We start from the raw sequence: 23,474 nt of genomic DNA, 5'->3' as shown, positions 1-23,474 counted from the left end.
CAGACCCCAAGGCTAGCGCACCTGCACGAAATGGCAAGCGTCTAGCGGCCGCTGAGCCGATGCCAGGCCAGGCGAGCGACGCGACGCGGCGACCCTAACGGCACGGGCGCGCCGTCGCCGACAACCAGGTCCATCCGGGCAAGATGCGCAAGTGCGCCCAGCGCGCGGCCGTTGCGGCTCCAGCGGGCGGCCGCCGCTTCACACAGCTCGGGGATCGCCAGGTCTCGGGCCGCTGCGGCCTCCCCGGCACCATCGAGATTGCGTGCGAGATCTGCCAACGCCCAACCCTTGCCTGCCGCGGTCAGCGGGTCGCCTCGCCCTGCGCCCAGCACCCGCCCGGCCGCGTTGAAGAGCGTCGCACGCTCTGCGGCGAACCTGCCAAGCGCGCGCTCGTCGAGCGCCGCGTCCTCGATCAGCACCTCCCAGCCGTGCACGATCGGCACCAGCGATGCGCCGCTGACGCCATGGGGCAACACATGCTCGGCAATCCCGCGCAGCGCGGGCTCGGCGGGCGCAGGTCCGGAATCGAGTGCCGCCAAGGCCTCGCGCCACCAGGCCAACCGAAGCTGCCCCACCGCCGGCTCGCGGGTCGTGCGCAACAGCCTGGCGAGCGCCGCGTCGAGCGCCAGCAGCGCGGCGAGACCTTCGCGCCGCTGCACAGGCGCGTAGGACAGGATTAGCGCCCGCTCGGGATCCGGATCGTCCATCAGCGCCTCCATAAGGCAAGCGTTAACCACGGGGGTTTAGGGGGAATTAGCGAGAGGTGGTGCATGACGCCTCGTTGATCGGGGATCGTATGCGAATGACGGGGCACAAGGTGCGAAGTTGGGCCGGAGCACGGGGGTTCCTCACGAGGTTCGCTCGCGATACGCGTGCCAACACGCTGGCGCTTACCGCACTCTCGTTGATCCCGCTCGCGGGCATGGTCGGCGGTGGTGTCGACATAAGCCGCATGTACATCGTCAAGACGCGGCTGCAACATGCCTGCGATGCCGGCGCGCTTGCCGGCCGCAAGATGATGGGCGGCGGAACCTGGGGCTTCAACAGCTACGCGCCCCGCACCCAGGCAGAAAAATTCTTCGACGCCAATTATAACAGCGCGGCCTATGGCGCGACCAACGTGACGCGCAGCTTCTCCGAGGCCGCCGGCAAGGTGAGCGGCACCGCGTCCGCCGTGCTGCCTATGACGCTGATGCGCATTTTCGGTCGTACCACCGAGACTCTGGCGGTGGCCTGCGACGCCGAGATGCGCTTGCCCAATACCGACGTGATGTTCGTGCTCGATACGACGGGATCGATGCGAGACGTCCCGTCCGGCGACAACAAAACGAAGATCGCCGGCCTGCGCATTGCGGTCAAATGCTTCTATCAGATCGTCGCGCGCCTCGACATCACCGACACCGATTGCGACGGCGACGAGCCGTCGGGCGGCACCGGCAACCAGGTGCAGATCCGCTTCGGCTTCATGCCCTATGCGACCAATGTGAACGTCGGCAAGCTTCTTAAGCCGGAGTGGTTCGTCGATAGCTGGAATTATCAGACGCGCGAGGCACAGTGGAACGCTGGCACGTCTACGGATTGGCGGGAGGTGAGCGCGACCCTGCTCTCTTCTGCGCCATTTACGCAAACCGGCGTACCGCAGAATATGTGCAACAACAATACGGCAGAAGCCTATGGGTTCAATCCCCAGACCGCTTACGTCTATAGCAACAACAATACCCGTCGCACCTTCGAGAAAACATTGACCAACATAACGGGCTGGTCAGCAACGAACAGCACCTGTAGCGCAACGCGGACGGTGACGCGTAAGGTGGAAGATCTTCAGAACGGCACATTTGCTCGGTGGCGCTACAACCAGCTCCCGGTCTCGGTCGGCGTCCTCAAAAACGGCACGAGCTGGAACAACAGCTTCGTCCTGCCGATCGAGGATGGCGGAACGAACAAGACGATAAACTGGGCAGGCTGCATCGAGGAACGCAAAACCGAGCGTACCACCAATTACAGCCCGATCCCCACGACCGCGCTCGATCTCGACTTTGAATCGATCCCGACCACGAGCGACGACACGAAGTGGAAGCCCTGGCTGCCCGGACTGATCTATACGCGCCGCGGCAACAATAATTGGAACCGTTCGTCGATCGACACGACCGACAATTACGGAAATCAGTCCGCTGGGTACTGCCCGAGCGAGGCGAAACGGCTGCAGACGTGGCCGACAGCCAGCGATTTCGACGACTATGTCGATGGCCTGACGACGGATGGCAATACCTATCACGATATCGGTTTGCTGTGGGGCGCGCGGTTTGCTTCGCCGACAGGGCTGTTCGCTGCCGACAATGCGTTCACCTCGCAGGGCGGCGAGATCGAACGTCACATCATCTTCATGACCGATGGCGATACCAACACGAGCGAACGCGATTATAATGCCTATGGCATTCCCTGGTTCGATCGCCGCCAGACGCCCGACAACACCGCCCCCAATCAGGCGTTGCTGGATCAGCAGGTCGACCTTCGCTTTGCGGCACTGTGCGCGAAGATCAAGAATTCGACCTTCAACGGCAAGGCGGCCTACACCTTGTGGGTCATCTCGTTCGGATCGGTAACCAGTGATACAGAAGCCAGGCTCAAAACCTGCGCAACCTCGGGCCGCTATTTCAGTGCCAAGGATTCGACCGAGTTGCAAAAGACCTTCCGCTCGATCGCCGATCAGATCTCACAGTTGCGGCTGACGCGGTGAGGATCCGGGCGACTGCCATCCGCGGCGGTATCGCGCGCCGCCTCGTAAGCGAGACCCGCGGCGCGACGGTTATCGAATTCGCTATCGTGGCGCCGGTGCTGTGCATGCTGCTGGTCGGTGCGTTCGATGTCTCGCACACGCTCTACATGCGCGGCGTCCTCCAGGGCGTCGTCCAGAAGACGGCGCGCGACTCCTCGCTCGAAAGCGGCACCGAGGCGACCCGGCGGGCCACGCTCGACGGGCGCGTGCGCAGCCAGGTCGGGGCGCTGGCGAACAATGCGACGGTAACAATCACGCGCGAATATTACCGCACCTTCTCGGACGCCGCGGCCGCCCAGTTCGAGCCCTATACCGACACCGACGGCAACAATACGTGCAACGGTGGCGAGCCGTATGAGGACAACAACAACAACCAGAACTGGGACGCGAGCGGCGGCAATAGCGGTCAGGGCGGCGCGAAGGATGCGGTGCTGTACTCGGTTACCGTCAGCTATCCCCGCTTCTTCCCGATTTATCGCTTCATCGGCGGCTCGAACCAGACGACCGTGAAGGGTTCGACCGTGCTGCGGAACCAGCCTTATGGCGATCAGGCCGTGCCCAAGGTTCGGAATTGCGCATGACCCGTATTAGCACCCAAGCAAAGGCGTTCCTGGCCAGGCTCGGCCGGGAAACCAGCGGCCTGGCGCTGCTGGAGTTCGCCTTGTCGCTGCCGATCCTGCTGACCTTGAGCCTCACAGGCGCGGAGCTGACCAACTATATCATCACCAAGATGCGGATCAGCCAGATCGCGCTGCATCTGGCGGACAACGCCGCGCGTATCGGCAGTGGCAGCCAGCTTCAGGCAAAGACGATTACCGAAGCCGATATCAACGATCTGCTGACGGGAGCCGATATGCAATCGGGCGAGCTAGACCTTCTGGAAAACGGTCGCGTGATCATTTCTAGTGTCGAGCCGGTCGCCAATCCCAATACGAACAGCCGCTACAAGATCCGCTGGCAGCGCTGCAAGGGGAGCAAGACCAGCTTGAGCTCGAGCTGGGGAACCGTCGCCACCAAGACCAACGAGCCCGGCATCGGTCCGACGGGGCGGCAGACCATCGCTCCGGACGACGGCGCGGCGATGTTCGTCGAAGTCCGCTATATCTATAGGCCGCTGGTGAAGACGCCGTGGGCGGGCGAGATCAACGAGGTCGCCTCGATGATGGTCCGCGATCGGCGCGATCTGATTGGCGGCACCAGCGGGGTCTATCAGGTGGCGGGAGTTACCCCGTCCACCTGCTGACCGCGCTTAGCGGTACGTTACCTTCTTAACCGCTTCGATCACCTTGGCCGTGTTGACCAGTGCGAGCTTCTCGAGGTTGGCCGCATAGGGCAAAGGCACGTCCTCGTTGGTCACCCGCAGCACGGGCGCATCGAGATCGTCGAAGCCCTGCTCCATCGCCACCGTAACGATTTCCGATGCGATCGAGCAGGTCGGCCAGCCTTCCTCGACCACCACCATGCGATTGGTCTTCTTCAGACTCTTGAGCACCGTCGCGGTGTCGAGCGGGCGCAGCGTGCGCAGATCGATCACTTCGGCATCCACGCCTTCCGCCGCCATCGCCTCGGCGGCTTCGAGCGCAAGCCCGACGCCGATCGAGTAGCTGACGATCGTCACGTCCTTGCCCGGGCGCACGATCCGCGCCTTGCCGATCGGCAGGACATAATCGTCGAGCTTGGGCACTTCGAAGCTGCGCCCGTACATCAGCTCGTTCTCGAGGAAGACGACGGGATCGTCGCTGCGGATAGCGGCCTTGAGCAACCCCTTGGCATCCGCCGCGTCATAAGGCGCGATTACGATCAACCCGGGCACGCTAGCATACCAGGGACCGTAATTCTGCGAATGCTGCGCGCCGACGCGCGACGCCGCGCCGTTGGGGCCGCGGAATACGATCGGGCAGCGCATCTGTCCGCCCGACATATAATTGGTCTTGGCGGCGGAATTGATGATGTGGTCGATCGCCTGCATCGCGAAGTTGAAGGTCATGAACTCGACGATCGGCTTCAAGCCGCCCATCGCCGCGCCCGTGCCGATGCCGGCAAAGCCATATTCGGTGATCGGCGTATCGATCACCCGCTTGGCGCCAAACTCCTCGAGCAGGCCCTGGGTGACCTTGTAGGCGCCCTGATATTCGGCGACTTCCTCGCCCATCACAAAGATGCGCGGATCGGTCCGCATTTCCTCGGCCATCGCGTCGCGCAAGGCTTCGCGGACGGTGGTCTTGACCATTTCGGTGCCCGCGGGAAGATCAGGGTCGGAAACCGTCGCCGCCTTCGTGCTGGCCAACTGCTCGGTGCCGCTCGCGGCCTTCTTGGGCGGGGCGACATCGGACTCGGCGGCCTTCTGCTCGGCCGCAGGAGCCTCCGCCTTTGCAGCCGGCGCAGGAGCCGGCGCGGCGGACGCATCCTCGTCCTCGCCTGCGATCATCGCGATCACGGTGCCCACTTTCACATTGTCGGTGCCCTCGGCGACGAGGATCTGGCTGACCGTGCCTTCGTCGACCGCCTCGAACTCCATCGTCGCCTTGTCGGTCTCGATCTCGGCGAGGATGTCGCCCGACTTGACCACGTCGCCTTCCTTGACGAGCCATTTGGCCAGCGTGCCTTCTTCCATCGTGGGCGACAGCGCAGGCATTTTCAGTTCAACGGCCATCTCAGTAGGACTCCACCAGCACGTCGGTATACAGCTCGGCCGGATCGGGCTCGGGCGTCTGTTCTGCGTAATCGGCCGCTTCGTTGACGACCTTGCGGATCTCCTGCTCGAGCGGCTTGAGCTGTTCCTCGGTCACGCCCAGCGTTTCGAGCTCGCGCTTCACCGCCTCGATCGGATCGGACTTGTCGCGCACCGACTGGACTTCCTCGCGGCTGCGATATTTGGCCGGATCGGACATCGAGTGCCCGCGATAGCGATAGGTCTTCATCTCCAGGATGATCGGACCCTTGCCCGCGCGCACCCAGGCCAGCGCCTCTTCGGCCGCGCCGCGGCAGGCCAGCACGTCCATCCCATCGACCTGGATGCCGGGAATGCGGAAAGATTCGCCGCGCTTGTAGAGCTGGTCCTCGGAGGAGGACCGATTGACCGACGTGCCCATGGCATATTGGTTGTTCTCGATCACATAGATGATCGGCAGCTTCCACAGCTCGGCCATGTTGAAGCTCTCATAGACCTGGCCCTGGTTCGACGCGCCGTCGCCGAAATAGGACATGGCGACGCCGCCATCCTCGTTATACTTGTGCGCGAAGGCGAGCCCGGTGCCGAGCGAGACCTGCGCACCGACGATGCCGTGCCCGCCGTAGAACTTCTTCTCGGTCGAGAACATGTGCATCGAGCCGCCCTTGCCGCGGCTGATGCCGGCGCCGCGCCCGGTCAGCTCGGCCATGATCACCTTCGGATCGATGCCGTAAGCGAGCATGTGGCCATGGTCGCGATAGCCGGTGATCACCGAATCCTTGTCGCCGTCGAGCGCCGACTGGAGCCCGACCGCGACCGCTTCCTGGCCGATATAAAGGTGGCAGAAGCCGCCGATGAAACCGAGGCCGTAAAGCTGGCCGGCTTTCTCTTCGAAGCGGCGGATCAGCAGCATCTGCTTGTAGAATTCGAGCAGCTGGTCCTTCGATGCCTTGAACCGTTCCGGCTCGGCGGGACGCTCGCGATTGGATGCTGCGGGGAGTGTCGGTGCTTGACGCGCCGGTGATTTGGCCACGGTAAATCCTCGTCCCGGATAAGGTCAGGGGCCGAGCCTATAAGCGTGTTGTTGGCCCGGACGCAACGTCAACGCGCGGGGAAATCGGGCTTTCGTGGCAGTGGCGAACCGGGCCGGCGCTCACTTGTCGAGCGGAACGATCACTTCGTCGGGGCGCGCGACGTTGAGTTGCTTGCGTACCAGCTCGTCGACCATGTCCGGATCCGCGCCGCGCTTCGGATCGAGCAGTTCGACCCGATTCTTCAGCTCTGCCCGCTTCTTGGCGAGCGCCGCATATTCCACATCCTTCTGCGCCAGCTCGGTCTTGAGCGCTTTGGTCGCCACGACCCCGGTCGGGCCGAGCGCCGCATTGTAGCCGAAGAAGCCCACCGCCATCAGCACCGCGGCGGGAAGCCCGGCACGGCGGAGGAGCGAACGGATCGGTGAGGTGCGCGTCATGTGGTTGATTCTCGCTTAACCAGCCTGGCGACGCAAGACCGCAGTTATACCGAGATGAAAAAGAAGCCGCCGCCCCGACGAGGGCCGGGGCGACGCTTCCTCATTTCAGGACCGAGCGCCCGGCGTACACCGCGGCATCGCCCAGCTCCTCCTCGATCCGGATCAGCTGGTTATATTTCGCCAACCGGTCCGAGCGCGCGAGCGAGCCCGTCTTGATCTGCCCGCAATTGGTCGCCACCGCGAGATCCGCGATCGTCGCATCCTCGGTCTCGCCCGAGCGGTGCGACATAACCGCGGTGAAGGCCGAACGCTGCGCCAGGCTCACTGCCTCGAGCGTCTCGGTCAGCGTCCCGATCTGGTTGACCTTCACCAGCAAGGAATTGGCATAGGCGCCGTCGATGCCGCGCTGCAGCCGCTTTGGATTGGTCACGAACAGATCGTCGCCGACAAGCTGGCACTTGGCGCCGAGCCGCTCGGTCAGCAGCTTCCAGCCCTCCCAATCGTCCTCGGCCATGCCGTCCTCGATCGAGAAGATCGGATAGCGCGCCGCCAGATCGGCCAGGAAATCGACATTCTCGGCGGAGGACAGGGTCTTGCCCTCCCCCACCATGCGATAGGCGCCGTCCTTATAATATTCGGTCGCGGCGCAATCGAGGGCGAGCATCACGTCGTCGCCCGGCGAATAGCCCGCCGCCTCGATCGACGACATGATGAAATCGAGCGCATCGGTAGTGGAGGAGAGCGCCGGCGCGAAACCGCCTTCGTCGCCGACGCCCGTCGCCAGCCCCTTTTCCGACAGCTTCTTCTTCAGCGTATGGAAAATCTCCGAGCCGCATCGCACCGCCTCGACGATATTCGCCGCGCCCACCGGCACGATCATGAATTCCTGGAAATCGATCGGATTGTCGGCATGCTCGCCGCCATTGATGATGTTCATCATCGGCACCGGCAGCACATGCGCGTTGACCCCGCCGACATAGCGATAGAGCGGCAGCCCGCGCGCGTCGGCCGCGGCCTTGGCGGCGGCCAGGCTCACGCCCAGGATCGCGTTGGCGCCCAGCTTGCTTTTGTTCTCGGTCCCATCGAGGTCGATCATCTCCCGATCGAGGTCGGACTGGTCCTCAGCGTCCATGCCGAGCACTTCCTCGGCGATGTCGCGATTGACCGAATCGACGGCGTCCTGGACGCCCTTGCCGCCCCAGCGGCTCTTGTCGCCGTCGCGCTTCTCGACTGCCTCATGCGCGCCGGTCGACGCGCCCGAGGGCACCGCCGCGCGGCCGAAGCTGCCATCCTCCAGCATCACATCGACTTCCACCGTCGGGTTCCCCCGGCTGTCGAGGATCTGGCGGGCATGGATGTCGATGATTGCGGTCACGTAACGGTCTCCCTATTTAGGGTGTTGGGGCGCGGGCGTGCCTCTAACCCCTCCCTGCCTTCGCGGCAACGGCGGCGGAGCATGGAACCTGCGCAGGCGCCTGTGGTTCTTCGATCCGAGTAACAGAAAGGCTTTTCGGCATGGCTGACAATAGCAACAACGTTGGTAGCGCGGGCACGACGTCCGGCACGGATTCGACGCTTCAGGGCAGCGGTCCGGCGATCAATTTCGAGGCGTCGAACGATCTCGGCGGCGAAACTGAGACCAAGCGCAGCGCGTCGCAGACCCTCAAGGATGAAGCCGGCAAATTCGGCACGCAGGCGGCGGATCGCGCGCGCGAATTCGCCGGCCAGGGCAAGGATCGCGCGACCAGCGCGCTCGACGACCTTGCCAAGATGATGGCGGGCGCCGCCGACGACGTCGATGCCAAGCTGGGCGCGGAATATGGCCGCTATGCCCGTACCGCTGCGGACGGCATCACCAACTTCGCGGAATCGCTGCGCACCAAGGAAGTCGACGATCTGATCGCCGATGCCGGCGAATTCGTCCGCAAGAGCCCGGTCATCGCCGTCGGCGCCGCCGCCGCGATCGGCTTCGCCCTCGCTCGCCTCGCCAAGTCCGGCATCGATGCGGCGGCGGACCTCGGCGACCCCGAGCCCCCCAAGGCATAAGGGCGCAAGGGGGTGGCCGAGCCGCAACTGCCCGACGAAGGTCTGGGCGATCTGCTCGGCCGGCTGGTCGATGAAGGCAAGGGCTATGCCCGGGCCGAGGTCGGCTATTACAGGACGCTGGTTCGTTCCAAGCTTCGCGACGCCCGCGCCATGCTGTGGATGGGCGCGGCGGCATTGACGCTGGCGCAGGCGGCGATGATCGCCTTGGTCGTCGGGCTCGTGCTGACGCTTTCCCCTTATGTCGGCCCGGGATGGGCGACCCTCATCGTCGTGGTCGCGATTCTGCTGGTCGCAGGGATCATGGCGCGGCTGGCATGGGTCCATGTCAAGCGGATCATCGGGGAAAAGCCATGATCGCCCCCAATCCGCACGACGTGGCTGCCGCCCGAGCGCGGGCGGTGGCCGCGCGTGGGCAGTTGCTGGCCACATTGAGCGCCGTGCAGACACGGCTCAGGCCGGCGAACCTCGCGCAGGGAGCGGTCGACAGCGCCACCGAGCGGATGACGTCGGTTGCGCGTAGCGCGGTCGACACTGCCCGGGAGCGCCCGGTCGCCACCGCCGCGATCGCCGGCGCGATCGGTCTCGTGCTCGCGCGCGGCTGGATATTCGACATCTTCAAGCGCCGCGGCGGGAGCGGTGAAACCGCCGCGCCGGCCGATGGTTTGAACAACAAGCAGAAAAAAGGACAGCCACGATGAGCAATGGCACTACAAGCAACGGCACCGCTACCCAGCCGGTCGAAGCGCAGGCTCCGAGCGCGCGTGAAAAGGCCGCTCGGACCGTCGAAGGACTCGGCGAGAACCCTCTGGCGCTGGTGGCAGGCGGCATCGCGGTCGGCGCACTCGTCGGCGCGCTGCTCCCGCGCCTCGACAAGGAACGCGAGCTTCTCGACCCGGTCGGCCGCAAGCTGGCCGAGCGCGCGACCGCCGCAGTCGGTGCCGCCAAGGAGGCCGGGCGTCAGGAGATCGACTCGCTGATCCCCAACAAGGACGACACCAAGGAGCGCGTGACGGCGCTGCTCGGCAACATCGTCGATGCCGCAAAGGGCGCCGGCAAGGCCTGAATTAGAGGTTGAGCGTTCGCCCCGAGCCGCTAAGGCCGGCGCGAACGCACTTCCGGAGGCCAAATTGAGCAAGTTGCATCTCGTATTCGGTGGCCGAGTCACCGATCCCATGACCCTGGATTTCCAGGATCCGGCCAATCTCGACGTGATCGGGATATTTCCCGATTATGCCGCCGCCGAGAAAGCCTGGCGCGCCGCCGCGCAGCGCACCGTCGACGATGCTGAAATGCGCTATGTGATCGTCCATCTGCATCGGCTGCTCGATCCCGACCAGACCACATCGGCCAGCTGACCCGAAAGGCTCAGGCCTTCCGCCAGTTCCACCAGAGCAAGGGCTTGGCCAGCGCCAGCCCTGCTAGGAATCCGCCGATATGCGCCGCGGCTGCGACCGCGATCCCTGCGCCCAGAAAGGCGAAGGCGGTCAGCAGATTGACCACGGTCCAGGCGATCGCCAGCCACAGCACGTGCACCGCCTGCGCGGGGATCGGCCCGATGGCCCGCGCGCGCGAGCGTCCGAACAAGAGCGAATATGCCCCGACGACCGCCGAGGCCGCGCCGCTCGCGCCGATCATCGGCGTTATGGAATCGGGATCGGGCAGCCACTGCGCGAACGCAGCGGCAAAGGCGCCGACCACATAGAGTATCAGCAGCCCCATGGGGCCGACCACGCGCTCGGTCTCGCGCCCGGTGAAGCCGAGCATCAGCATGTTCATGCCGAGATGGAAGAAGCCGGCGTGCAGCAACGTGCAGCTGAGCGGCGTCAGGATCGCAGGCACCGCGGCGAAATCGGTCTCGATCCCGCTCAGCCGCGCCGGGATGAACCCGCCGCGCATGCTTGCCTCGACTCCGAAATTCCCGAGCGTGACGAACAGGCTCACCGCCACCGTCACCAGGATCACGATCGCAGTCGCCGTCAGCCGGCGGCTCGCTCCGCCTTCGTACTGCGCCACCTCAGATGAATTCGATCTTCGAGACCAGATAATAGCGGTCGCCTGCGGGCACCGAGACTTCGACCTCTTCGTCCACCTTGCGCCCGATCAGCGCACGGCCGATCGGCGAATTATACGAGATGCGGCCATTGCTGGCATCGGCCTCGGTCTCGCTGACGATCTGGTAGCGGATCGGCTTGTCGTCCTCGTCGAGCAACGTCACGGTTGCGCCGAAGACGACCTTGTCGCCCGACAATTCGGTGGGATCGATGATCTGGGCGCGGCTGAGCTTGCCTTCGATGTCGGAGATCGTGGCCTCGTTCTGGCCCTGCTGCTCCTTGGCGGCGTGATATTCGGCATTTTCCGAAAGGTCGCCATGCGCCCGCGCTTCCTCGATCGCGTCCACGATCAGCGGGCGTTCGATTTTCAGCCGTTTGAGTTCAGCCGTAAGCTTCTCATAGCCCTCTTTGAGTATCGGCAGCTTGTCGACCGTCGCCATCACATTCGTCCTTCAACGCCCCGTCCCCCAAGCGGCCCAAGTGGAGACGCCCGCACATAGTTATCGATGGAGGGATCAATTGTGCGAGTGCGAATAATAATAGCGCAAGGGGCAAACTTCAAGCACTTGGGGACCCCGAGGCTGTAACAGCCGCCGACGCCCCCTCCTCTGTCCGCCCCCGCAAAGACGGGGATGACGGCGGATTAATCCCGCGCCGCGTAGAAATCCTGCAACGGGCGCACCTCAAGCGGCTTCGTCCGCAGCGATTCGATCGCCCGCGCCGCCGCCACGCTCGCCGCCGCCGTCGTGAAATAGGGCACTTTCTGCCCCATCGCGGTTTTGCGGATGCTCGAACTGTCCTTGAGCGACTGCCAGCCCTCGGTGGTGTTGAAGATGATATCCACGCGACCGTCCTGGATGCGGTCGACGATATGCGGCCGCCCCTGCGCCACCTTGTTCACGCGCTCGATCGCGATACCCTCGGCCTCGAGATAGTCGGCGGTCCCGCTCGTTGCGACGATCGTGAAGCCCAGCACGGCAAGGATCCGCACCCCCGGCAGCACCACCGGCTTGTCGCTCTCCTTGACGCTGACGAACAGGGTGCCGGCGAGCGGCAGCACCGTCCCCGCCCCCAGCTGCGACTTGGCGAAGGCGGTCGCGAAATCGCTGTCGATCCCCATCACTTCGCCGGTCGAATGCATTTCGGGCGAGAGCACCGGATCGACGCCCGGAAAGCGCGACCAGGGGAACACCGCTTCCTTCACCGCGATATGATCGATGTGCCGGTCGATCTTGGGCAGATGCGCCAGCTTCTCGCCGGCCATCACCCGCGCCGCGATCTTGGCGATGGGCACCCCGACCGCCTTCGCCACGAACGGCACCGTCCGGCTCGCGCGCGGATTGACCTCGATCAGATAGACCAACCCGTCCTTCACCGCGAACTGGATGTTCATCAGCCCGACGACCGACAGCGCATGCGCCAGCGCCTCGGTCTGGCGCTCGATTTCGGCGATGATCTCGGGGCTCAGTGAATAAGGCGGGATCGAGCAGGCGCTGTCGCCCGAATGCACCCCGGCTTCCTCGATATGCTGGAGCACGCCGGCGACCACCACGTCGGTGCCGTCGCAGATCGCGTCGACATCGACTTCGATCGCGTCGCGCAGATATTGGTCGATCAGCACGGGTGAGTCGCCCGAGACCTGCACCGCGGTCTGGATATAATCGTCGAGCTGCTGGAGCGTATCGACGATCTCCATCGCCCGGCCCCCAAGCACATAGGAAGGCCGCATCAGCACCGGGAAGCCGATCCGCTCCGCCGCCGCCACCGCCTCGTCGCGGCTGCGCGCCAGCCCGTTGAGCGGCTGGCGCAGCCCGAGCTTGGAAACCATCGCGGCGAAGCGCTCGCGATCCTCCGCCAGGTCGATCGCATCGGGCGAGGTGCCCAGGATCGGGATCCCCGCATCCTCCAGCGCCTGCGCCAGGTTGAGCGGGGTCTGCCCGCCAAACTGGACGATCACCCCCACCAGCGTGCCGTTCGACTTCTCGACGTCGAGCACCTCGAGCACATCCTCGGCGGTCAGCGGCTCGAAATAGAGCCGGTCGGACGTGTCGTAATCGGTGCTCACCGTCTCCGGATTGCAGTTGATCATGATCGTCTCATAGCCCGCATCCGCCAGCGCGAAGCAGGCGTGGCAGCAGCAATAATCGAACTCGATCCCCTGCCCGATCCGGTTCGGCCCGCCGCCCAGGATCACGATCTTGCGCCGATCGGTCGGCTCGGACTCGCTCTCGGGCGCGCCGAAGCTCGGCGCTTCATAGGTCGAATACATATAAGGCGTCTTCGCCTCGAACTCGGCCGCGCAGGTGTCGATCCGCTTGAACACGGGCCGTACGCCAAGCTTGTGGCGCAGCGCGCGCACGTCGGTCTCGGTCACGCCGCCGGTCATCATCCGCGCGACGTCGCCGATCAGCCCGTGGCTGCGCGCCATCGCCCCGCTGCCCTCGCGCAGGTTCAGCGATTTGAGCGCGAGATAGGCGAGGCGCTTGTCGCTGAAGCCCATCGCCTTGAGCCGGCGCATGCCCGCGGCATCCTGCGGCAGCCCGCCGCGGCACACGACTTCCTCGGCAGCGACGATCTCGGCGATCCGCTCGAGGAACCAGGGGTCGAACCTCGTCAGCGCATGGATTTCGGGCACGGTGAAGCCCTCGCGCAGCGCCTGTGCCGCGATCAGCAGCCGGTCCGGCGTCCGCTCGGCCAGCGCCGCCTCGATCTCGTCGCGCGGCGCGCCGACCAGCCGGTCGACCTGGTTGAAGCCCGAAAGCCCGGTCTCGAGCCCGCGCAGCGCCTTCTGCAGGCTCTCATGGATCGAACGCCCGATCGCCATCACCTCGCCGACCGACTTCATCGCGGTGCCGAGGGTGTTTTCGGCGCCCTTGAACTTCTCGAAGGCGAAGCGCGGGATCTTGGTGACGACATAGTCGATCGTCGGCTCGAAGCTCGCGGGGGTCGCACCGGTAATGTCATTCGTAATCTCGTCGAGCGTGTATCCCACCGCCAGCTTCGCCGCGACCTTGGCGATCGGGAAGCCGGTAGCCTTGGAAGCCAGCGCCGACGAGCGAGAGACGCGGGGGTTCATCTCGATGACGATCAGCCGGCCGTCTTTCGGATTGACCGCATATTGGACGTTCGATCCGCCCGTCTCGACGCCGATCTCGCGCAGCACCGCGATGCTGGCGTTGCGCATGATCTGATATTCTTTGTCGGTCAGCGTCAGCGCGGGCGCGACCGTGATCGAATCGCCGGTATGGACGCCCATCGGATCGATATTCTCGATCGAGCAGACGATGATGCAATTGTCGTTCCTGTCCCGAACGACCTCCATCTCATATTCCTTCCAACCGAGCAGCGACTCCTCGATCAGCACTTCGGTGGTCGGCGAGAGATCGAGCCCCGAGCGGACGATCCCCAGAAATTCCTCGCGATTATAGGCGATCCCGCCGCCCGATCCGCCCATCGTGAAGCTCGGCCGGATGATCGCCGGCAACCCGACATAGTCCAGCCCCTCCAGCGCCTCGGCTTCGGTGTGGGCGATATGCGAACGGGCGCTCTCCAGCCCGATCCTGGTCATCGCATCCTTGAACTTCAGCCGGTCCTCGGCCTTGTCGATCGCCTCGGCGTCCGCACCGATCATGATGCAGCCGTACTTTTCCAGCGTGCCGTCGTTCGCCAGCGCCAGCGCGGTGTTGAGCGCGGTCTGCCCACCCATCGTCGGCAGGATCGCGTCGGGGCGCTCCTTCGCGATGATCTTGGCGACGATCTCGGGCGTGATCGGCTCGACATAGGTCGCGTCGGCCAGTTCGGGATCGGTCATGATCGTCGCCGGGTTCGAATTGACCAGGACGATGCGATAGCCCTCCTCCTTGAGCGCCTTGATCGCCTGCGTGCCCGAATAATCGAATTCGCACGCCTGGCCGATAATGATCGGCCCCGCGCCGATGACGAGGATCGAGGAGATGTCGGTGCGTTTGGGCATTTTATTCCGGAGCCTGTTCGTTGCCGACGAATCCAAGCTTCATCGGGACGGCGCTTTCGCGCAATTGTTTCAGCAGGCAGTCGACCTGCTCATATCTGGCCTTGGGGGAAGGCCGAAACTGAACCTGCTCTCCAGCGAGGTGCTTCAACCACTTCCGTGGCGTACGGCACGCAACCGACATTTCATCCAATCGCGCCTGCGAAATTTCAGGTTGCGGCTTGGTTTCCTGCCCTGACGCTAGCAGCGTGAATGCAAGCAACAGTTTCACTTCGCCGAGTCCCGCAGCATCCCCACAAACTTCTCGAACAGATACAGGCTATCCTGCGGCCCCGGGCTGGCCTCGGGGTGATACTGCACCGCGAAGGCCGGCTTGTCCGTCAACTCGAAGCCCGCATTCGACCCATCGAACAGCGAAACATGCGTCTCGCGCGCATTCGCCGGCAGCGACTCGCTCAGCACCGCGAAGCCGTGGTTCATGCTGGTGATTTCGACCGCGCCGTCGCTCAGCCGTTTGACCGGATGGTTGGCGCCGCGATGGCCCTGGAACATCTTGCTCGTCCGCGCGCCCACCGCGAGCGCGAGCAACTGGTGCCCCAGGCAGATGCCGAACAGTGGCTTGCCCGTCTCCAGCATCGCCTGGATCACCGGCACCGCATATTCCGCGGTCGCCGCCGGATCGCCGGGGCCGTTGGAGAGGAAGAAGCCGTCGGGCGCGAAGGACATCACCTGCTCGAACGTGGCCGTCGCCGGCAGCACGGTTACTTCAGCTCCAGCCTTAACAAGGTTCCGGAAGATATTGCGTTTGCTGCCATAATCCACCGCGACCACATGCGGGGGTTTTTCGCTGCTGGTGTGACTTTCTGTGACTTTCGAATAGCCCGGCCCCAGCCGCCACACGCCGTCCTTCCACCCGAAATGGGTCTCGCAGCTCACCGTGATCGCCAGGTCCATCCCCTCGAGCCCCGGCCACGCCCGCGCCATCTCCAGCAGCAGCGGCACGTCGAAGTCGCCACTGGCCGAATGCGCGATCACCCCGTTGGGCGCGCCGCCGACGCGGATCCGCCGGGTCAGCGCGCGCGTGTCGATCCCCGCAAGCCCGATCCGGTCATGCGCCTTCATCCAGGCATCCAGCCGCTCGACCGCGCGGAAGTTGGAGGGCTCGGTCACGTCCTCGCGGACGATCATGCCCAAAGCATGCGGATCCTCGGCCTCGACATCGTCGGGATTGGCGCCGACATTGCCAATATGCGGGAAGGTGAAGTTGATGATCTGCCCCGCGAAGCTCGGGTCGGTCATGATCTCCTGATAGCCGGTCATCGCGGTGTGGAAGCACACCTCGCCCACCGCCTGCCCCTCGGCCCCGAAGCCGCGGCCCCACACCACGTCGCCATTGGCCAATACGAGTACGCCGGTGGCGCCATCAGGCACGGACAAGGGATTGGCTTCGGCCATTTGCGGGTGGCGCTCCAGTTGGTTGCTCGCGATGTCGCTAAGGGGTGGCGGCTAGACCCCCTGCCCCCCCGCGTCAACCGCTGCTAGGGTCGGCCTTTCCGTTTCAATCGAAAGTAGAGCATGATTCGCGACGATATCAAGGCCGCCCAGATCGCCGCCATGAAGGCCGGCGACAAGACCGCACGCGGCGCCATCACCCTGATCCAGAGCGCGATAAAGAACCGCGACATCGAAGCCCGCACCGGCAAGGCGCCCGAGGATGACGACGCGCTGGTCGTCGAAGTGCTCCAGAAGATGGTCAAGCAGCGCCGCGAATCGATCGACATGTATGTGAAGGGCGGACGCCAGGAACTGGCCGACGCCGAAGCCGCCGAAGTGGCGGTGATCGAGCGGTTCCTGCCCGCGCAGATGAGCGAGGCGGAGACTGCGGCTGCGATCGAGGCGATCAAGGTTGAGCTGGGCGCTGCGGGGATGAAGGACATGGGCCGGGTGATGGCCGAGCTGAAGGCGCGGCATGCGAGCGAATTGGATATGAGCAAGGCGAGCGGCCTCGTGAAGGCGGCGCTCTCCTAAGGTGAGCCTCACTCCCGCCTTTCTAGACGAACTCCGCGCCCGAACCCTCCTCTCGGGCCTCATCGCCAAGTCGGTGAAGCTTCAAAAAGCCGGCCGAGAGTTCCGCGCCTGCTGCCCGTTCCACAACGAGAAGACCCCCAGCTTCTACGTCAACGACGACAAGGGCTTCTATCACTGCTTCGGCTGCTCGGCGCATGGCGACGCGATCCGCTGGATGACCGAGCAGCGCGGACTCCCCTTCATCGATGCGGTGAAGGAACTGGCGCAGGCCGCCGGCATGGAAATGCCCGAGCAGGACCGCCAGTCCGCCGCCAAGGCCGAGCGCGCCAAGGGGCTGCACGAGGCGATGGCGGACGCCGCCGCCTGGTTCAGCGAGAAGCTGGCAGGCATCGAGGGCGCCGAGGCGCGCGCTTTGCTCAAGAAGCGCGCCGTGACCGAGGAGACCGCACGCACCTTCGGCCTCGGTTTCTCCCCCGATTCGCGCGGCAAGCTTAGGCAAGCGCTCAAGGGCTATGGCGACGAGATGCTGGTCGAGGCCGGGCTGCTGATCAGCCAGGAGGAGAAGGACCCCTACGATCGCTTCCGCGGCCGGCTGATGATCCCGATCCGCGACGTGCGCGGCCGGGCGATCGCGTTCGGCGGTCGCATCATCGGCGACGGCGAGCCGAAATATCTCAACTCGCCCGAAACCCCGCTCTTCGACAAGGGCCGCACGCTCTACAATCTCGATCGCGCGCAGGCGGCGGCACGCAAGAGCGGCCGGGTCATCGTCGTCGAAGGCTATATGGACGTGATCGCGCTCGCCCAGGCCGGGTTCGACGAGGCGGTCGCGCCGCTGGGCACCGCGCTCACCGAACATCAGCTCGAGCGGCTGTGGCGGATGGCCGAGGTGCCCCTGCTCTGCTTCGACGGCGATGCGGCCGGCCAGAAGGCCGCGCTGCGCGCAGCGCACCGTGCGCTGCCGATGCTCCAGCCGGGCCGCAGCCTCGCCTTCGTGACGCTGCCCGAGGGGCTCGATCCCGACGATCTGGTCCGCAGCAAGGGGGCACCCGCGTTCGAGGCATTGCTGGCGAAACCCCAGCCCCTCGCCGATCGCCTCTGGCAGAGCGAGGTGGCATCCGGCCCGCTCACCACCCCCGAGCAGCGCGCCGGGCTGAAGCAGCGACTCACCGATCTCGCCGGCCAGATCGGCGATCCCAATGTGAAGTCGGAATATCTCGCCGAGTTCCGCCAGCGACTCGACACGCATTTCGGCCGCGGCCAGCGCGAGTTTCAGCCGCGTGGCTCCTTCCAGGCCGCCCGTCCCGCCCGCGGCAAGCGTAATGCCCGCGGCGGCTGGCAGCCCCCGGAACTGCCGCCCGGAGTCGCGATGCGCGGTGTCCAGTTGGGCGGGCTCGATCCGATCCTCGCCAAGGCGGTGCTCGCCGGGTTGCTCCGCCATCCTGCCGAGATAGCGCGCCACATGGAGGTGCTCGGCAGCCTGCGCAGCGCCTCCGGTGCGCTCGGCAAGCTGTTCGAGGCGGTGATCGAAGTGGCGCTGGAGGATCGGCAGCTTGATAGCGGCAAAGTGCTCACCATATTGGCGAAATCCGGGTTCGATTCGGTGGCCAGCGACTTGTTGAGAGCCGACACCTTGCCCTTCTCTTTCGCCCGTCCCAACGGGGCGGACGAAGCGCGGGCGCGGGAGGATCTGAGCGAGGCGATCGCAGTGATGGTGGCGTTGCCTGCCGTCGATGCGGCGCTGGCGCAGGCCACGGCCGCCTTGGCGATGGAAGGCTCGGAAGAAGGCGCGTTCACCCGTCAGGTGGCGCTTTCGCGGAAGCGCAAGGAGTTGGAAGCGCGGCTTGCGAATCTGATGCTTGCGGATGACGAAGAATTTGACGATTAGGGCGGCTAGTAAAATAGCCGCTATCAGATTTCGAGGATAGTTGATGGCTAAGGCGAACGGCGGCGGCAATGGCGGCGGCGACGATACGACGATCGACACCGGCGATGCGCCCCTCATCGATCTCAACGAAGGCACGCTGAAGAAGCTTGTCGCCCGCGCCAAGAAGCGCGGTTACATCACCGTCGACCAGCTCAACGAGATGCTGCCGCAGGACCAGATGTCCTCCGAGCAGATCGAGGACGTGATGTCTGCGCTCAACGACATGGGCATCAACGTCGTCGAGAATGAGGAAGGCGGCGAGGACGCCGAAGCCGAGGACGACACCCCTGACGAGGTGGATGCCGAGGCCAAGGACGACGAGCCCGCCTTCGAGATCGCCAAGAAGAAAGAGACGGTCGATCGCACCGACGATCCCGTCCGCATGTATCTGCGCGAGATGGGCGCGGTCGAGCTGCTCAGCCGCGAGGGCGAAATCGCCATCGCCAAGCGGATCGAGGCCGGCCGCGACACGATGATTCTCGGTCTGTGCGAATCGCCGATCACCTTCAACGCGATCATCGGCTGGTCCAACGCGCTCAACGAAGGCACGATGCAGCTGCGCGAGATCCTCGATCTCGATGCGATGCTCTCCAAGGGTCCCTCGCCCGAGCAGGTCGAGGGCGCCGAGGAAGACGATAATGGCGAGATCAGCGAAAAGACCGCTGGCGCCACGTTCAAGGAAGAAGCCGAGCCCGAAGAGGCGCCCGCCGACGACGAGGACGAGGATTCGATGACCGAGCGGCGCACCCCGCGCCCCTCGGACGACGAGGAAGAGGATAATACCCTCAGCCTCGCGCAGATGGAGGAACAGCTCAAGCCGCAGGCGCTCGAGCGGTTCGCCAACATCACCTCGATCTACAAGAAATTCTCGAAGATCCAGCTTGCCCGGCTCGACGCAATGTCGGCCGGCGGCGAGCTCGCGTCGGCACAGGAGCGCAGCTACCACAAGCTGCGCGAGGAACTGACCGCAGAGGTCGAATCGGTCCAGTTCCACAACGCCAAGATCGAGTATCTGGTCGACCAGCTTTACAGCTTCAACCGGCGCCTCACCGCTTTGGGCGGCCAGATGCTGCGCCTTGCCGAGCGACACAAGGTGCCGCGGAAGGATTTCCTCGATCGCTATGTCGATCACGAGATGGACGAGAGCTTCATCGCCACGGTCGAGAAGCTGGACAAGAAGTGGAAGGCCTTCGCCGAGAATGAGGCGCCGGCGGTCGATCGCATCCGCATCGAGATCAGCGAAATCAGCCAGGCGACCGGCATGTCGCTCACCGAGTTCCGCCGCATCGTCAACATGGTCCAGAAGGGCGAGCGCGAGGCGCGCATCGCCAAGAAGGAAATGGTCGAGGCGAACCTGCGCCTCGTCATCTCGATCGCCAAGAAATACACCAATCGCGGCCTGCAGTTCCTGGATCTGATCCAGGAGGGTAATATCGGCCTGATGAAGGCCGTCGATAAGTTCGAATATCGCCGCGGCTACAAGTTCAGCACCTATGCGACCTGGTGGATCCGCCAGGCGATCACCCGCAGCATAGCCGATCAGGCGCGCACGATCCGCATCCCGGTCCATATGATCGAGACGATCAACAAGCTGGTCCGCACCAGCCGCCAGTTCCTCCACGAGCAGGGCCGCGAACCCACGCCCGAGGAAATGGCCGAGCGCCTCTCCATGCCGCTGGAGAAGGTGCGCAAGGTGATGAAGATCGCCAAGGAGCCGATCAGCCTCGAGACGCCGATCGGCGACGAGGAGGATTCGCATCTCGGCGACTTCATCGAGGACAAGAATGCGGTTATCCCGGTTGATGCCGCGATCCAGGCCAACCTCAAGGAAACCGTCACGCGGGTGCTCGCGTCGCTCACGCCGCGCGAGGAGCGCGTGCTGCGGATGCGCTTCGGCATCGGGATGAACACCGATCACACGCTCGAGGAAGTCGGCCAGCAATTCAGCGTGACTCGCGAGCGAATCCGCCAGATCGAGGCGAAGGCGCTGCGCAAGCTGAAGCATCCGAGCCGGTCGCGAAAAATGCGGTCCTTCCTGGATCAGTGATAGCGGGGGGTTGAGCGCTGCGGTGGTAAAGGGCGGTGTAACTCCCGCCCTTTTCGCTGCAGGCTGCTGCAGCGCAATCCAACGATTCTTGCTTAGCCACTGATCAGACTCACGCGCGTACGGAACGCGCGTTCGCAGCCGTGCGTTGCCTACTGATCAGCTAAGGAATTATCGCATGCCGTATTTATGGGTGTGGATCCTGGGCGCGCCGCTTCTGGTGGCTCTGGTGGATCTCTTCACGACGGGCAGCACGCGCAAGCGTCAGAACTAAGCGCGCTGCTTCGCGTCAGGTCGTCGGTCCGGGCGAGGTCGAGTCTGGAGCAGGTATGAAAAATCCCGAATCCGGACTGGGGTGCGCCGGGCGCATCCCGGCACGGCACACTGTGTTTCCTTAAGGTTAACCCCACCTAAACCACGTCTTTACGCGCTTCGGTATAACCCTCTGCGGCATGCATGACGCGCCGGCCGCCGCCGGCGTTCAGGTCCTGGGGGCATATGCCGTTTGATTCCGCACAGATTGCCCGATCGGGCAGCGCCTGGGGCGCGATGGGTTCGCTCGTCGCTTCCGATGGCAGCGCCAATCATCCCTATTTGCGCCGCCTAGCCGAAAATCTGGAATCGCTTCGCGATCTCGCCGACGCCGCACATTATATCTGCGTGCTGCACGGGCGCCATCCCGGCGTGATCGATCATGCCCGGGCCCACGCCCATGTGACGCTCGAACGCGATTGGGCCGAAGCCGCCGCCGAAGCCTTCGCCGCCGAACGTGCCTATCTCGTCCGGATTGTCGCCGCCGCCGGGCCGCTGCCGAGCACCCCGGGACACGCCGAATCCGAAGCCGCCGCACATGCACAGCGCCATGCGCTAGAAATGCTCGCCCAATCCGACCGCGCGGGCTGCGCCGCGGGCGCCGCGCTGGCGCTGGCGATCGATTGGGCAACAATCCGCGAGGTGCTCGACGCCGCCGCGAACCGCCTCGGCATCGTCGTCCCCGCTTCCCGCCTCCCGATCGTCGAGGAGACGGTCAGCGTCGTCGACGCGCTGGCGCGCCAGGGGTCGATGGAGCGGGCGATGCTGTTCGGCGCGCAACAGGTCTTCGCGCAGCATCGCGGGCTGTGGGATCTGCTCGAAGCTCGCGCGAGCGCAAGGGGCATCCACTGAGCTTGCGTTAGCCGCACGGCCCGCTAACCCGGAGCCATGCGTTTCCAAGGCACCCAAAGCTATGTCGCGACGGAGGACCTCAAGGTCGCCGTGAACGCGGCCGTCACTCTCCGCCGCCCCTTGCTCGTCAAGGGCGAGCCCGGCACCGGCAAGACCGTGCTGGCCTATGAGATCGCCAAGGCCGTCGGCGCGCCGCTGATCGAGTGGAACGTCAAATCGACCACCAAGGCGCAGCAGGGCCTCTACGAATATGATGCGGTCGCCCGCCTTCGCGACGGCCAGCTCGGCGACGAACGCGTCCACGACATCGCCAACTATATCCGCAAGGGCAAGCTGTGGGAGGCGTTCACCGCCCCCGAAGTGCCGGTGTTGCTGATCGACGAGATCGACAAGGCAGACATCGAATTCCCCAACGATCTGCTACAGGAGCTCGATCGCATGGAATTCCATGTTTATGAGACCGGCCAGACGGTGCGCGCCGCCGAGCGGCCGATCGTGGTTATCACCTCCAACAACGAGAAGGAGCTGCCCGACGCGTTCCTGCGTCGCTGCTTCTTCCATTATATCAAGTTCCCCGACCGCGATACGATGCAGGCGATCATCGACGTCCACTTCCCCCGCATCCAGAAGATCCTGGTCGGCAAGGCGATGGACATCTTCTACGAGATTCGGGACGTTCCGGGTCTCAAGAAAAAGCCCTCGACAAGCGAATTGCTCGACTGGCTCAAGCTGCTCCTCCACGAGGAAATGCCGCTCGAAGTGCTCCAGTCGAAGGACCCGAGCAAGGCGATCCCCCCGCTCCACGGCGCATTGCTCAAGAATGAGCAGGATGTGATGCTGTTCGAACGCCTCGCATTCATGAGCCGGCGGCAGGTCAAGTGAGCCGCTACACCGGTCGCTGCGCCTGCGGGGCGGTTACTGCTACGATCGACGGAGAAGCACAGGCCGTGCGTCAATGCTGGTGTCGCCAATGCCAGCAGATCGCGGCCGGCTCGCCGACCAACAATGCGATGTTCGCCACCGGCGTGATCACGATCGAAGGCGAGCTCGCTACCAGATCCTATGTTGCCGCAAGCGGCAACACGCTCACCCAGAGCTTCTGTGGTGCATGCGGCACGCCGGTGATGGGCCAATCCTCGGCGCGCCCTCAATTCCGCACCCTTCGGCTCGGCTTTCTCGACACGCCCCATGACCTGTCCCCGCAAATCGCGATCTGGACCGAAGACGCGCCTGCCTGGGCGGTGATAGACCCCCAGCTCGAACAATTTGCGCGCCAACCGCCACCGCCGCCGATCGTCTGAATCGACGCCATTTGCCGCGAGGAGC

Annotated in this window: 24 protein-coding genes; 14 read left to right on the top strand and 10 right to left on the bottom strand. The window is 64.6% G+C overall.

Translation table 11 applies throughout. The annotated features are described in order from the left end of the window. Positions 1 to 41: 41 nt before the first annotated feature. Positions 42 to 737, bottom strand: a complete 696-nt coding sequence (locus OKW87_RS03060) for a squalene/phytoene synthase family protein (RefSeq protein WP_322740323.1) — start codon at positions 735 to 737, stop codon at positions 42 to 44. Between the two features lie 59 nt (positions 738 to 796). On the opposite strand from OKW87_RS03060, the gene OKW87_RS03055 reads away from it, so the two are divergent. The 3 genes from OKW87_RS03055 to OKW87_RS03045 are packed head-to-tail and all read left to right on the top strand — an operon-like array spanning position 797 to position 4,019. Then, complete coding sequence (locus OKW87_RS03055; protein WP_322740342.1) at positions 797 to 2,737, top strand: TadE/TadG family type IV pilus assembly protein; 1,941 nt, start codon at positions 797 to 799, stop codon at positions 2,735 to 2,737. Continuing rightward, positions 2,734 to 3,357, top strand: coding sequence for a TadE/TadG family type IV pilus assembly protein (locus OKW87_RS03050; protein WP_265542202.1), 624 nt, complete (start codon positions 2,734 to 2,736; stop codon positions 3,355 to 3,357). The genes OKW87_RS03055 and OKW87_RS03050 overlap by 4 nt, the downstream gene beginning before the upstream one ends. Then, a complete protein-coding gene (locus OKW87_RS03045) occupies positions 3,354 to 4,019 on the top strand; it encodes a TadE/TadG family type IV pilus assembly protein (RefSeq protein WP_265542200.1) in 666 nt (221 codons plus the stop codon). Before OKW87_RS03050 ends, OKW87_RS03045 begins: the two co-directional genes overlap by 4 nt. A gap of 6 nt (positions 4,020 to 4,025) precedes the next feature. Here the strand turns inward: OKW87_RS03045 and OKW87_RS03040 are convergent, their stop codons facing one another. The 4 genes from OKW87_RS03040 to eno all read right to left on the bottom strand — a co-directional run bounded on the left by OKW87_RS03040 (position 4,026) and on the right by eno (position 8,293). Beyond that, the gene (locus OKW87_RS03040) at positions 4,026 to 5,429 is read right to left on the bottom strand and encodes a pyruvate dehydrogenase complex E1 component subunit beta (protein WP_265542197.1); all 1,404 of its coding nucleotides are present in this window, start codon (positions 5,427 to 5,429) and stop codon (positions 4,026 to 4,028) included. Between the two features lies 1 nt (position 5,430). After that, positions 5,431 to 6,480 carry a pyruvate dehydrogenase (acetyl-transferring) E1 component subunit alpha gene (gene pdhA, locus OKW87_RS03035; protein ID WP_265542195.1) on the bottom strand — a complete coding sequence of 350 codons (1,050 nt, stop codon included), beginning with the start codon at positions 6,478 to 6,480 and terminating at the stop codon, positions 5,431 to 5,433. A gap of 120 nt (positions 6,481 to 6,600) precedes the next feature. After that, positions 6,601 to 6,918, bottom strand: a complete 318-nt coding sequence (locus OKW87_RS03030) for an FtsB family cell division protein (RefSeq protein WP_265542193.1) — start codon at positions 6,916 to 6,918, stop codon at positions 6,601 to 6,603. A gap of 100 nt (positions 6,919 to 7,018) precedes the next feature. Further along, entirely contained in the window at positions 7,019 to 8,293 is a 1,275-nt protein-coding gene (gene eno / locus OKW87_RS03025; protein WP_265542191.1) for a phosphopyruvate hydratase, read from the bottom strand. A gap of 140 nt (positions 8,294 to 8,433) precedes the next feature. On the opposite strand from eno, the gene OKW87_RS03020 reads away from it, so the two are divergent. From OKW87_RS03020 to OKW87_RS03000, 5 genes are all read left to right on the top strand, one after another. Further along, positions 8,434 to 8,964, top strand: a complete 531-nt coding sequence (locus OKW87_RS03020) for a hypothetical protein (protein ID WP_265542190.1) — start codon at positions 8,434 to 8,436, stop codon at positions 8,962 to 8,964. 12 nt (positions 8,965 to 8,976) lie between these two features. Continuing rightward, complete coding sequence (locus OKW87_RS03015; protein ID WP_265542188.1) at positions 8,977 to 9,318, top strand: phage holin family protein; 342 nt, start codon at positions 8,977 to 8,979, stop codon at positions 9,316 to 9,318. After that, positions 9,315 to 9,662 carry a hypothetical protein gene (locus OKW87_RS03010; protein ID WP_265542186.1) on the top strand — a complete coding sequence of 116 codons (348 nt, stop codon included), beginning with the start codon at positions 9,315 to 9,317 and terminating at the stop codon, positions 9,660 to 9,662. The genes OKW87_RS03015 and OKW87_RS03010 overlap by 4 nt, the downstream gene beginning before the upstream one ends. Then, complete coding sequence (locus OKW87_RS03005; protein WP_265542185.1) at positions 9,659 to 10,027, top strand: hypothetical protein; 369 nt, start codon at positions 9,659 to 9,661, stop codon at positions 10,025 to 10,027. The genes OKW87_RS03010 and OKW87_RS03005 overlap by 4 nt, the downstream gene beginning before the upstream one ends. Before the next feature lie 64 nt (positions 10,028 to 10,091). After that, positions 10,092 to 10,319 (top strand): DUF4170 domain-containing protein, encoded by a 228-nt coding sequence (locus OKW87_RS03000; protein WP_265542184.1) that lies wholly within the window; start codon positions 10,092 to 10,094, stop codon positions 10,317 to 10,319. 10 nt (positions 10,320 to 10,329) lie between these two features. Here the strand turns inward: OKW87_RS03000 and OKW87_RS02995 are convergent, their stop codons facing one another. The 5 genes from OKW87_RS02995 to carA all read right to left on the bottom strand — a co-directional run bounded on the left by OKW87_RS02995 (position 10,330) and on the right by carA (position 16,440). Further along, positions 10,330 to 10,977 carry a rhomboid family intramembrane serine protease gene (locus tag OKW87_RS02995; protein ID WP_265542182.1) on the bottom strand — a complete coding sequence of 216 codons (648 nt, stop codon included), beginning with the start codon at positions 10,975 to 10,977 and terminating at the stop codon, positions 10,330 to 10,332. 1 nt (position 10,978) lies between these two features. Further along, positions 10,979 to 11,455, bottom strand: coding sequence for a transcription elongation factor GreA (gene greA / locus OKW87_RS02990; RefSeq protein ID WP_265542181.1), 477 nt, complete (start codon positions 11,453 to 11,455; stop codon positions 10,979 to 10,981). Positions 11,456 to 11,658: 203 nt separating this feature from the next. Beyond that, positions 11,659 to 14,988, bottom strand: a complete 3,330-nt coding sequence (gene carB, locus OKW87_RS02985; protein ID WP_265542179.1) for a carbamoyl-phosphate synthase large subunit — start codon at positions 14,986 to 14,988, stop codon at positions 11,659 to 11,661. A 1-nt stretch (position 14,989) separates the two neighbouring features. Beyond that, on the bottom strand, positions 14,990 to 15,256 hold the full coding sequence (locus OKW87_RS02980) for a hypothetical protein (RefSeq protein ID WP_265542178.1): 267 nt from the start codon (positions 15,254 to 15,256) through the stop codon (positions 14,990 to 14,992). Then, the gene (carA, locus tag OKW87_RS02975) at positions 15,253 to 16,440 is read right to left on the bottom strand and encodes a glutamine-hydrolyzing carbamoyl-phosphate synthase small subunit (RefSeq protein WP_265542176.1); all 1,188 of its coding nucleotides are present in this window, start codon (positions 16,438 to 16,440) and stop codon (positions 15,253 to 15,255) included. The genes OKW87_RS02980 and carA overlap by 4 nt, the downstream gene beginning before the upstream one ends. A 120-nt stretch (positions 16,441 to 16,560) precedes the next feature. Between carA and OKW87_RS02970 the strand changes: the two genes are divergently transcribed. From OKW87_RS02970 to OKW87_RS02945, 6 genes are all read left to right on the top strand, one after another. Further along, the gene (locus OKW87_RS02970) at positions 16,561 to 17,013 is read left to right on the top strand and encodes a GatB/YqeY domain-containing protein (protein ID WP_265542175.1); all 453 of its coding nucleotides are present in this window, start codon (positions 16,561 to 16,563) and stop codon (positions 17,011 to 17,013) included. Position 17,014: 1 nt separating this feature from the next. Beyond that, positions 17,015 to 18,901: a DNA primase gene (gene dnaG, locus OKW87_RS02965; protein WP_265542174.1), complete on the top strand. Its 1,887-nt coding sequence runs from the start codon at positions 17,015 to 17,017 to the stop codon at positions 18,899 to 18,901. A gap of 43 nt (positions 18,902 to 18,944) precedes the next feature. Next, positions 18,945 to 20,987: an RNA polymerase sigma factor RpoD gene (gene rpoD / locus OKW87_RS02960; RefSeq protein ID WP_265542173.1), complete on the top strand. Its 2,043-nt coding sequence runs from the start codon at positions 18,945 to 18,947 to the stop codon at positions 20,985 to 20,987. A gap of 495 nt (positions 20,988 to 21,482) precedes the next feature. Continuing rightward, complete coding sequence (locus OKW87_RS02955) at positions 21,483 to 22,148, top strand: DUF6975 family protein (protein WP_265542172.1); 666 nt, start codon at positions 21,483 to 21,485, stop codon at positions 22,146 to 22,148. Positions 22,149 to 22,184: 36 nt separating this feature from the next. Continuing rightward, positions 22,185 to 23,030, top strand: a complete 846-nt coding sequence (locus OKW87_RS02950; RefSeq protein ID WP_265542171.1) for an AAA family ATPase — start codon at positions 22,185 to 22,187, stop codon at positions 23,028 to 23,030. Beyond that, complete coding sequence (locus OKW87_RS02945) at positions 23,027 to 23,449, top strand: GFA family protein (protein ID WP_265542170.1); 423 nt, start codon at positions 23,027 to 23,029, stop codon at positions 23,447 to 23,449. The genes OKW87_RS02950 and OKW87_RS02945 overlap by 4 nt, the downstream gene beginning before the upstream one ends. Positions 23,450 to 23,474: the final 25 nt, after the last annotated feature.

Source organism: Sphingomonas sp. M1-B02 (assembly GCF_026167525.1).
Classification (GTDB): Bacteria; Pseudomonadota; Alphaproteobacteria; order Sphingomonadales; family Sphingomonadaceae; genus Sphingomonas.
Note: the sequence above shows the minus strand (reverse complement) of the source record. Positions and strands in the feature narration are given on the sequence as shown.

Excerpts from the sequence above, each read along its gene's own strand:
- rpoD (WP_265542173.1), top strand. The coding sequence starts at position 18,945 with ATGGCTAAGGCGAACGGCGGCGGCAATGGCGGCGGCGACGATACGACG.
- carB (WP_265542179.1), bottom strand. The coding sequence starts at position 14,988 with ATGCCCAAACGCACCGACATCTCCTCGATCCTCGTCATCGGCGCGGGG.
- OKW87_RS03020 (WP_265542190.1), top strand. The coding sequence starts at position 8,434 with ATGGCTGACAATAGCAACAACGTTGGTAGCGCGGGCACGACGTCCGGC.
- OKW87_RS03055 (WP_322740342.1), top strand. The coding sequence starts at position 797 with ATGCGAATGACGGGGCACAAGGTGCGAAGTTGGGCCGGAGCACGGGGG.
- OKW87_RS03040 (WP_265542197.1), bottom strand. The coding sequence starts at position 5,429 with ATGGCCGTTGAACTGAAAATGCCTGCGCTGTCGCCCACGATGGAAGAA.
- greA (WP_265542181.1), bottom strand. The coding sequence starts at position 11,455 with ATGGCGACGGTCGACAAGCTGCCGATACTCAAAGAGGGCTATGAGAAG.
- OKW87_RS02955 (WP_265542172.1), top strand. The coding sequence starts at position 21,483 with ATGCCGTTTGATTCCGCACAGATTGCCCGATCGGGCAGCGCCTGGGGC.
- OKW87_RS02970 (WP_265542175.1), top strand. The coding sequence starts at position 16,561 with ATGATTCGCGACGATATCAAGGCCGCCCAGATCGCCGCCATGAAGGCC.
- OKW87_RS03005 (WP_265542185.1), top strand. The coding sequence starts at position 9,659 with ATGAGCAATGGCACTACAAGCAACGGCACCGCTACCCAGCCGGTCGAA.
- OKW87_RS02950 (WP_265542171.1), top strand. The coding sequence starts at position 22,185 with ATGCGTTTCCAAGGCACCCAAAGCTATGTCGCGACGGAGGACCTCAAG.
- OKW87_RS03030 (WP_265542193.1), bottom strand. The coding sequence starts at position 6,918 with ATGACGCGCACCTCACCGATCCGTTCGCTCCTCCGCCGTGCCGGGCTT.
- OKW87_RS03045 (WP_265542200.1), top strand. The coding sequence starts at position 3,354 with ATGACCCGTATTAGCACCCAAGCAAAGGCGTTCCTGGCCAGGCTCGGC.
- carA (WP_265542176.1), bottom strand. The coding sequence starts at position 16,440 with ATGGCCGAAGCCAATCCCTTGTCCGTGCCTGATGGCGCCACCGGCGTA.
- OKW87_RS03010 (WP_265542186.1), top strand. The coding sequence starts at position 9,315 with ATGATCGCCCCCAATCCGCACGACGTGGCTGCCGCCCGAGCGCGGGCG.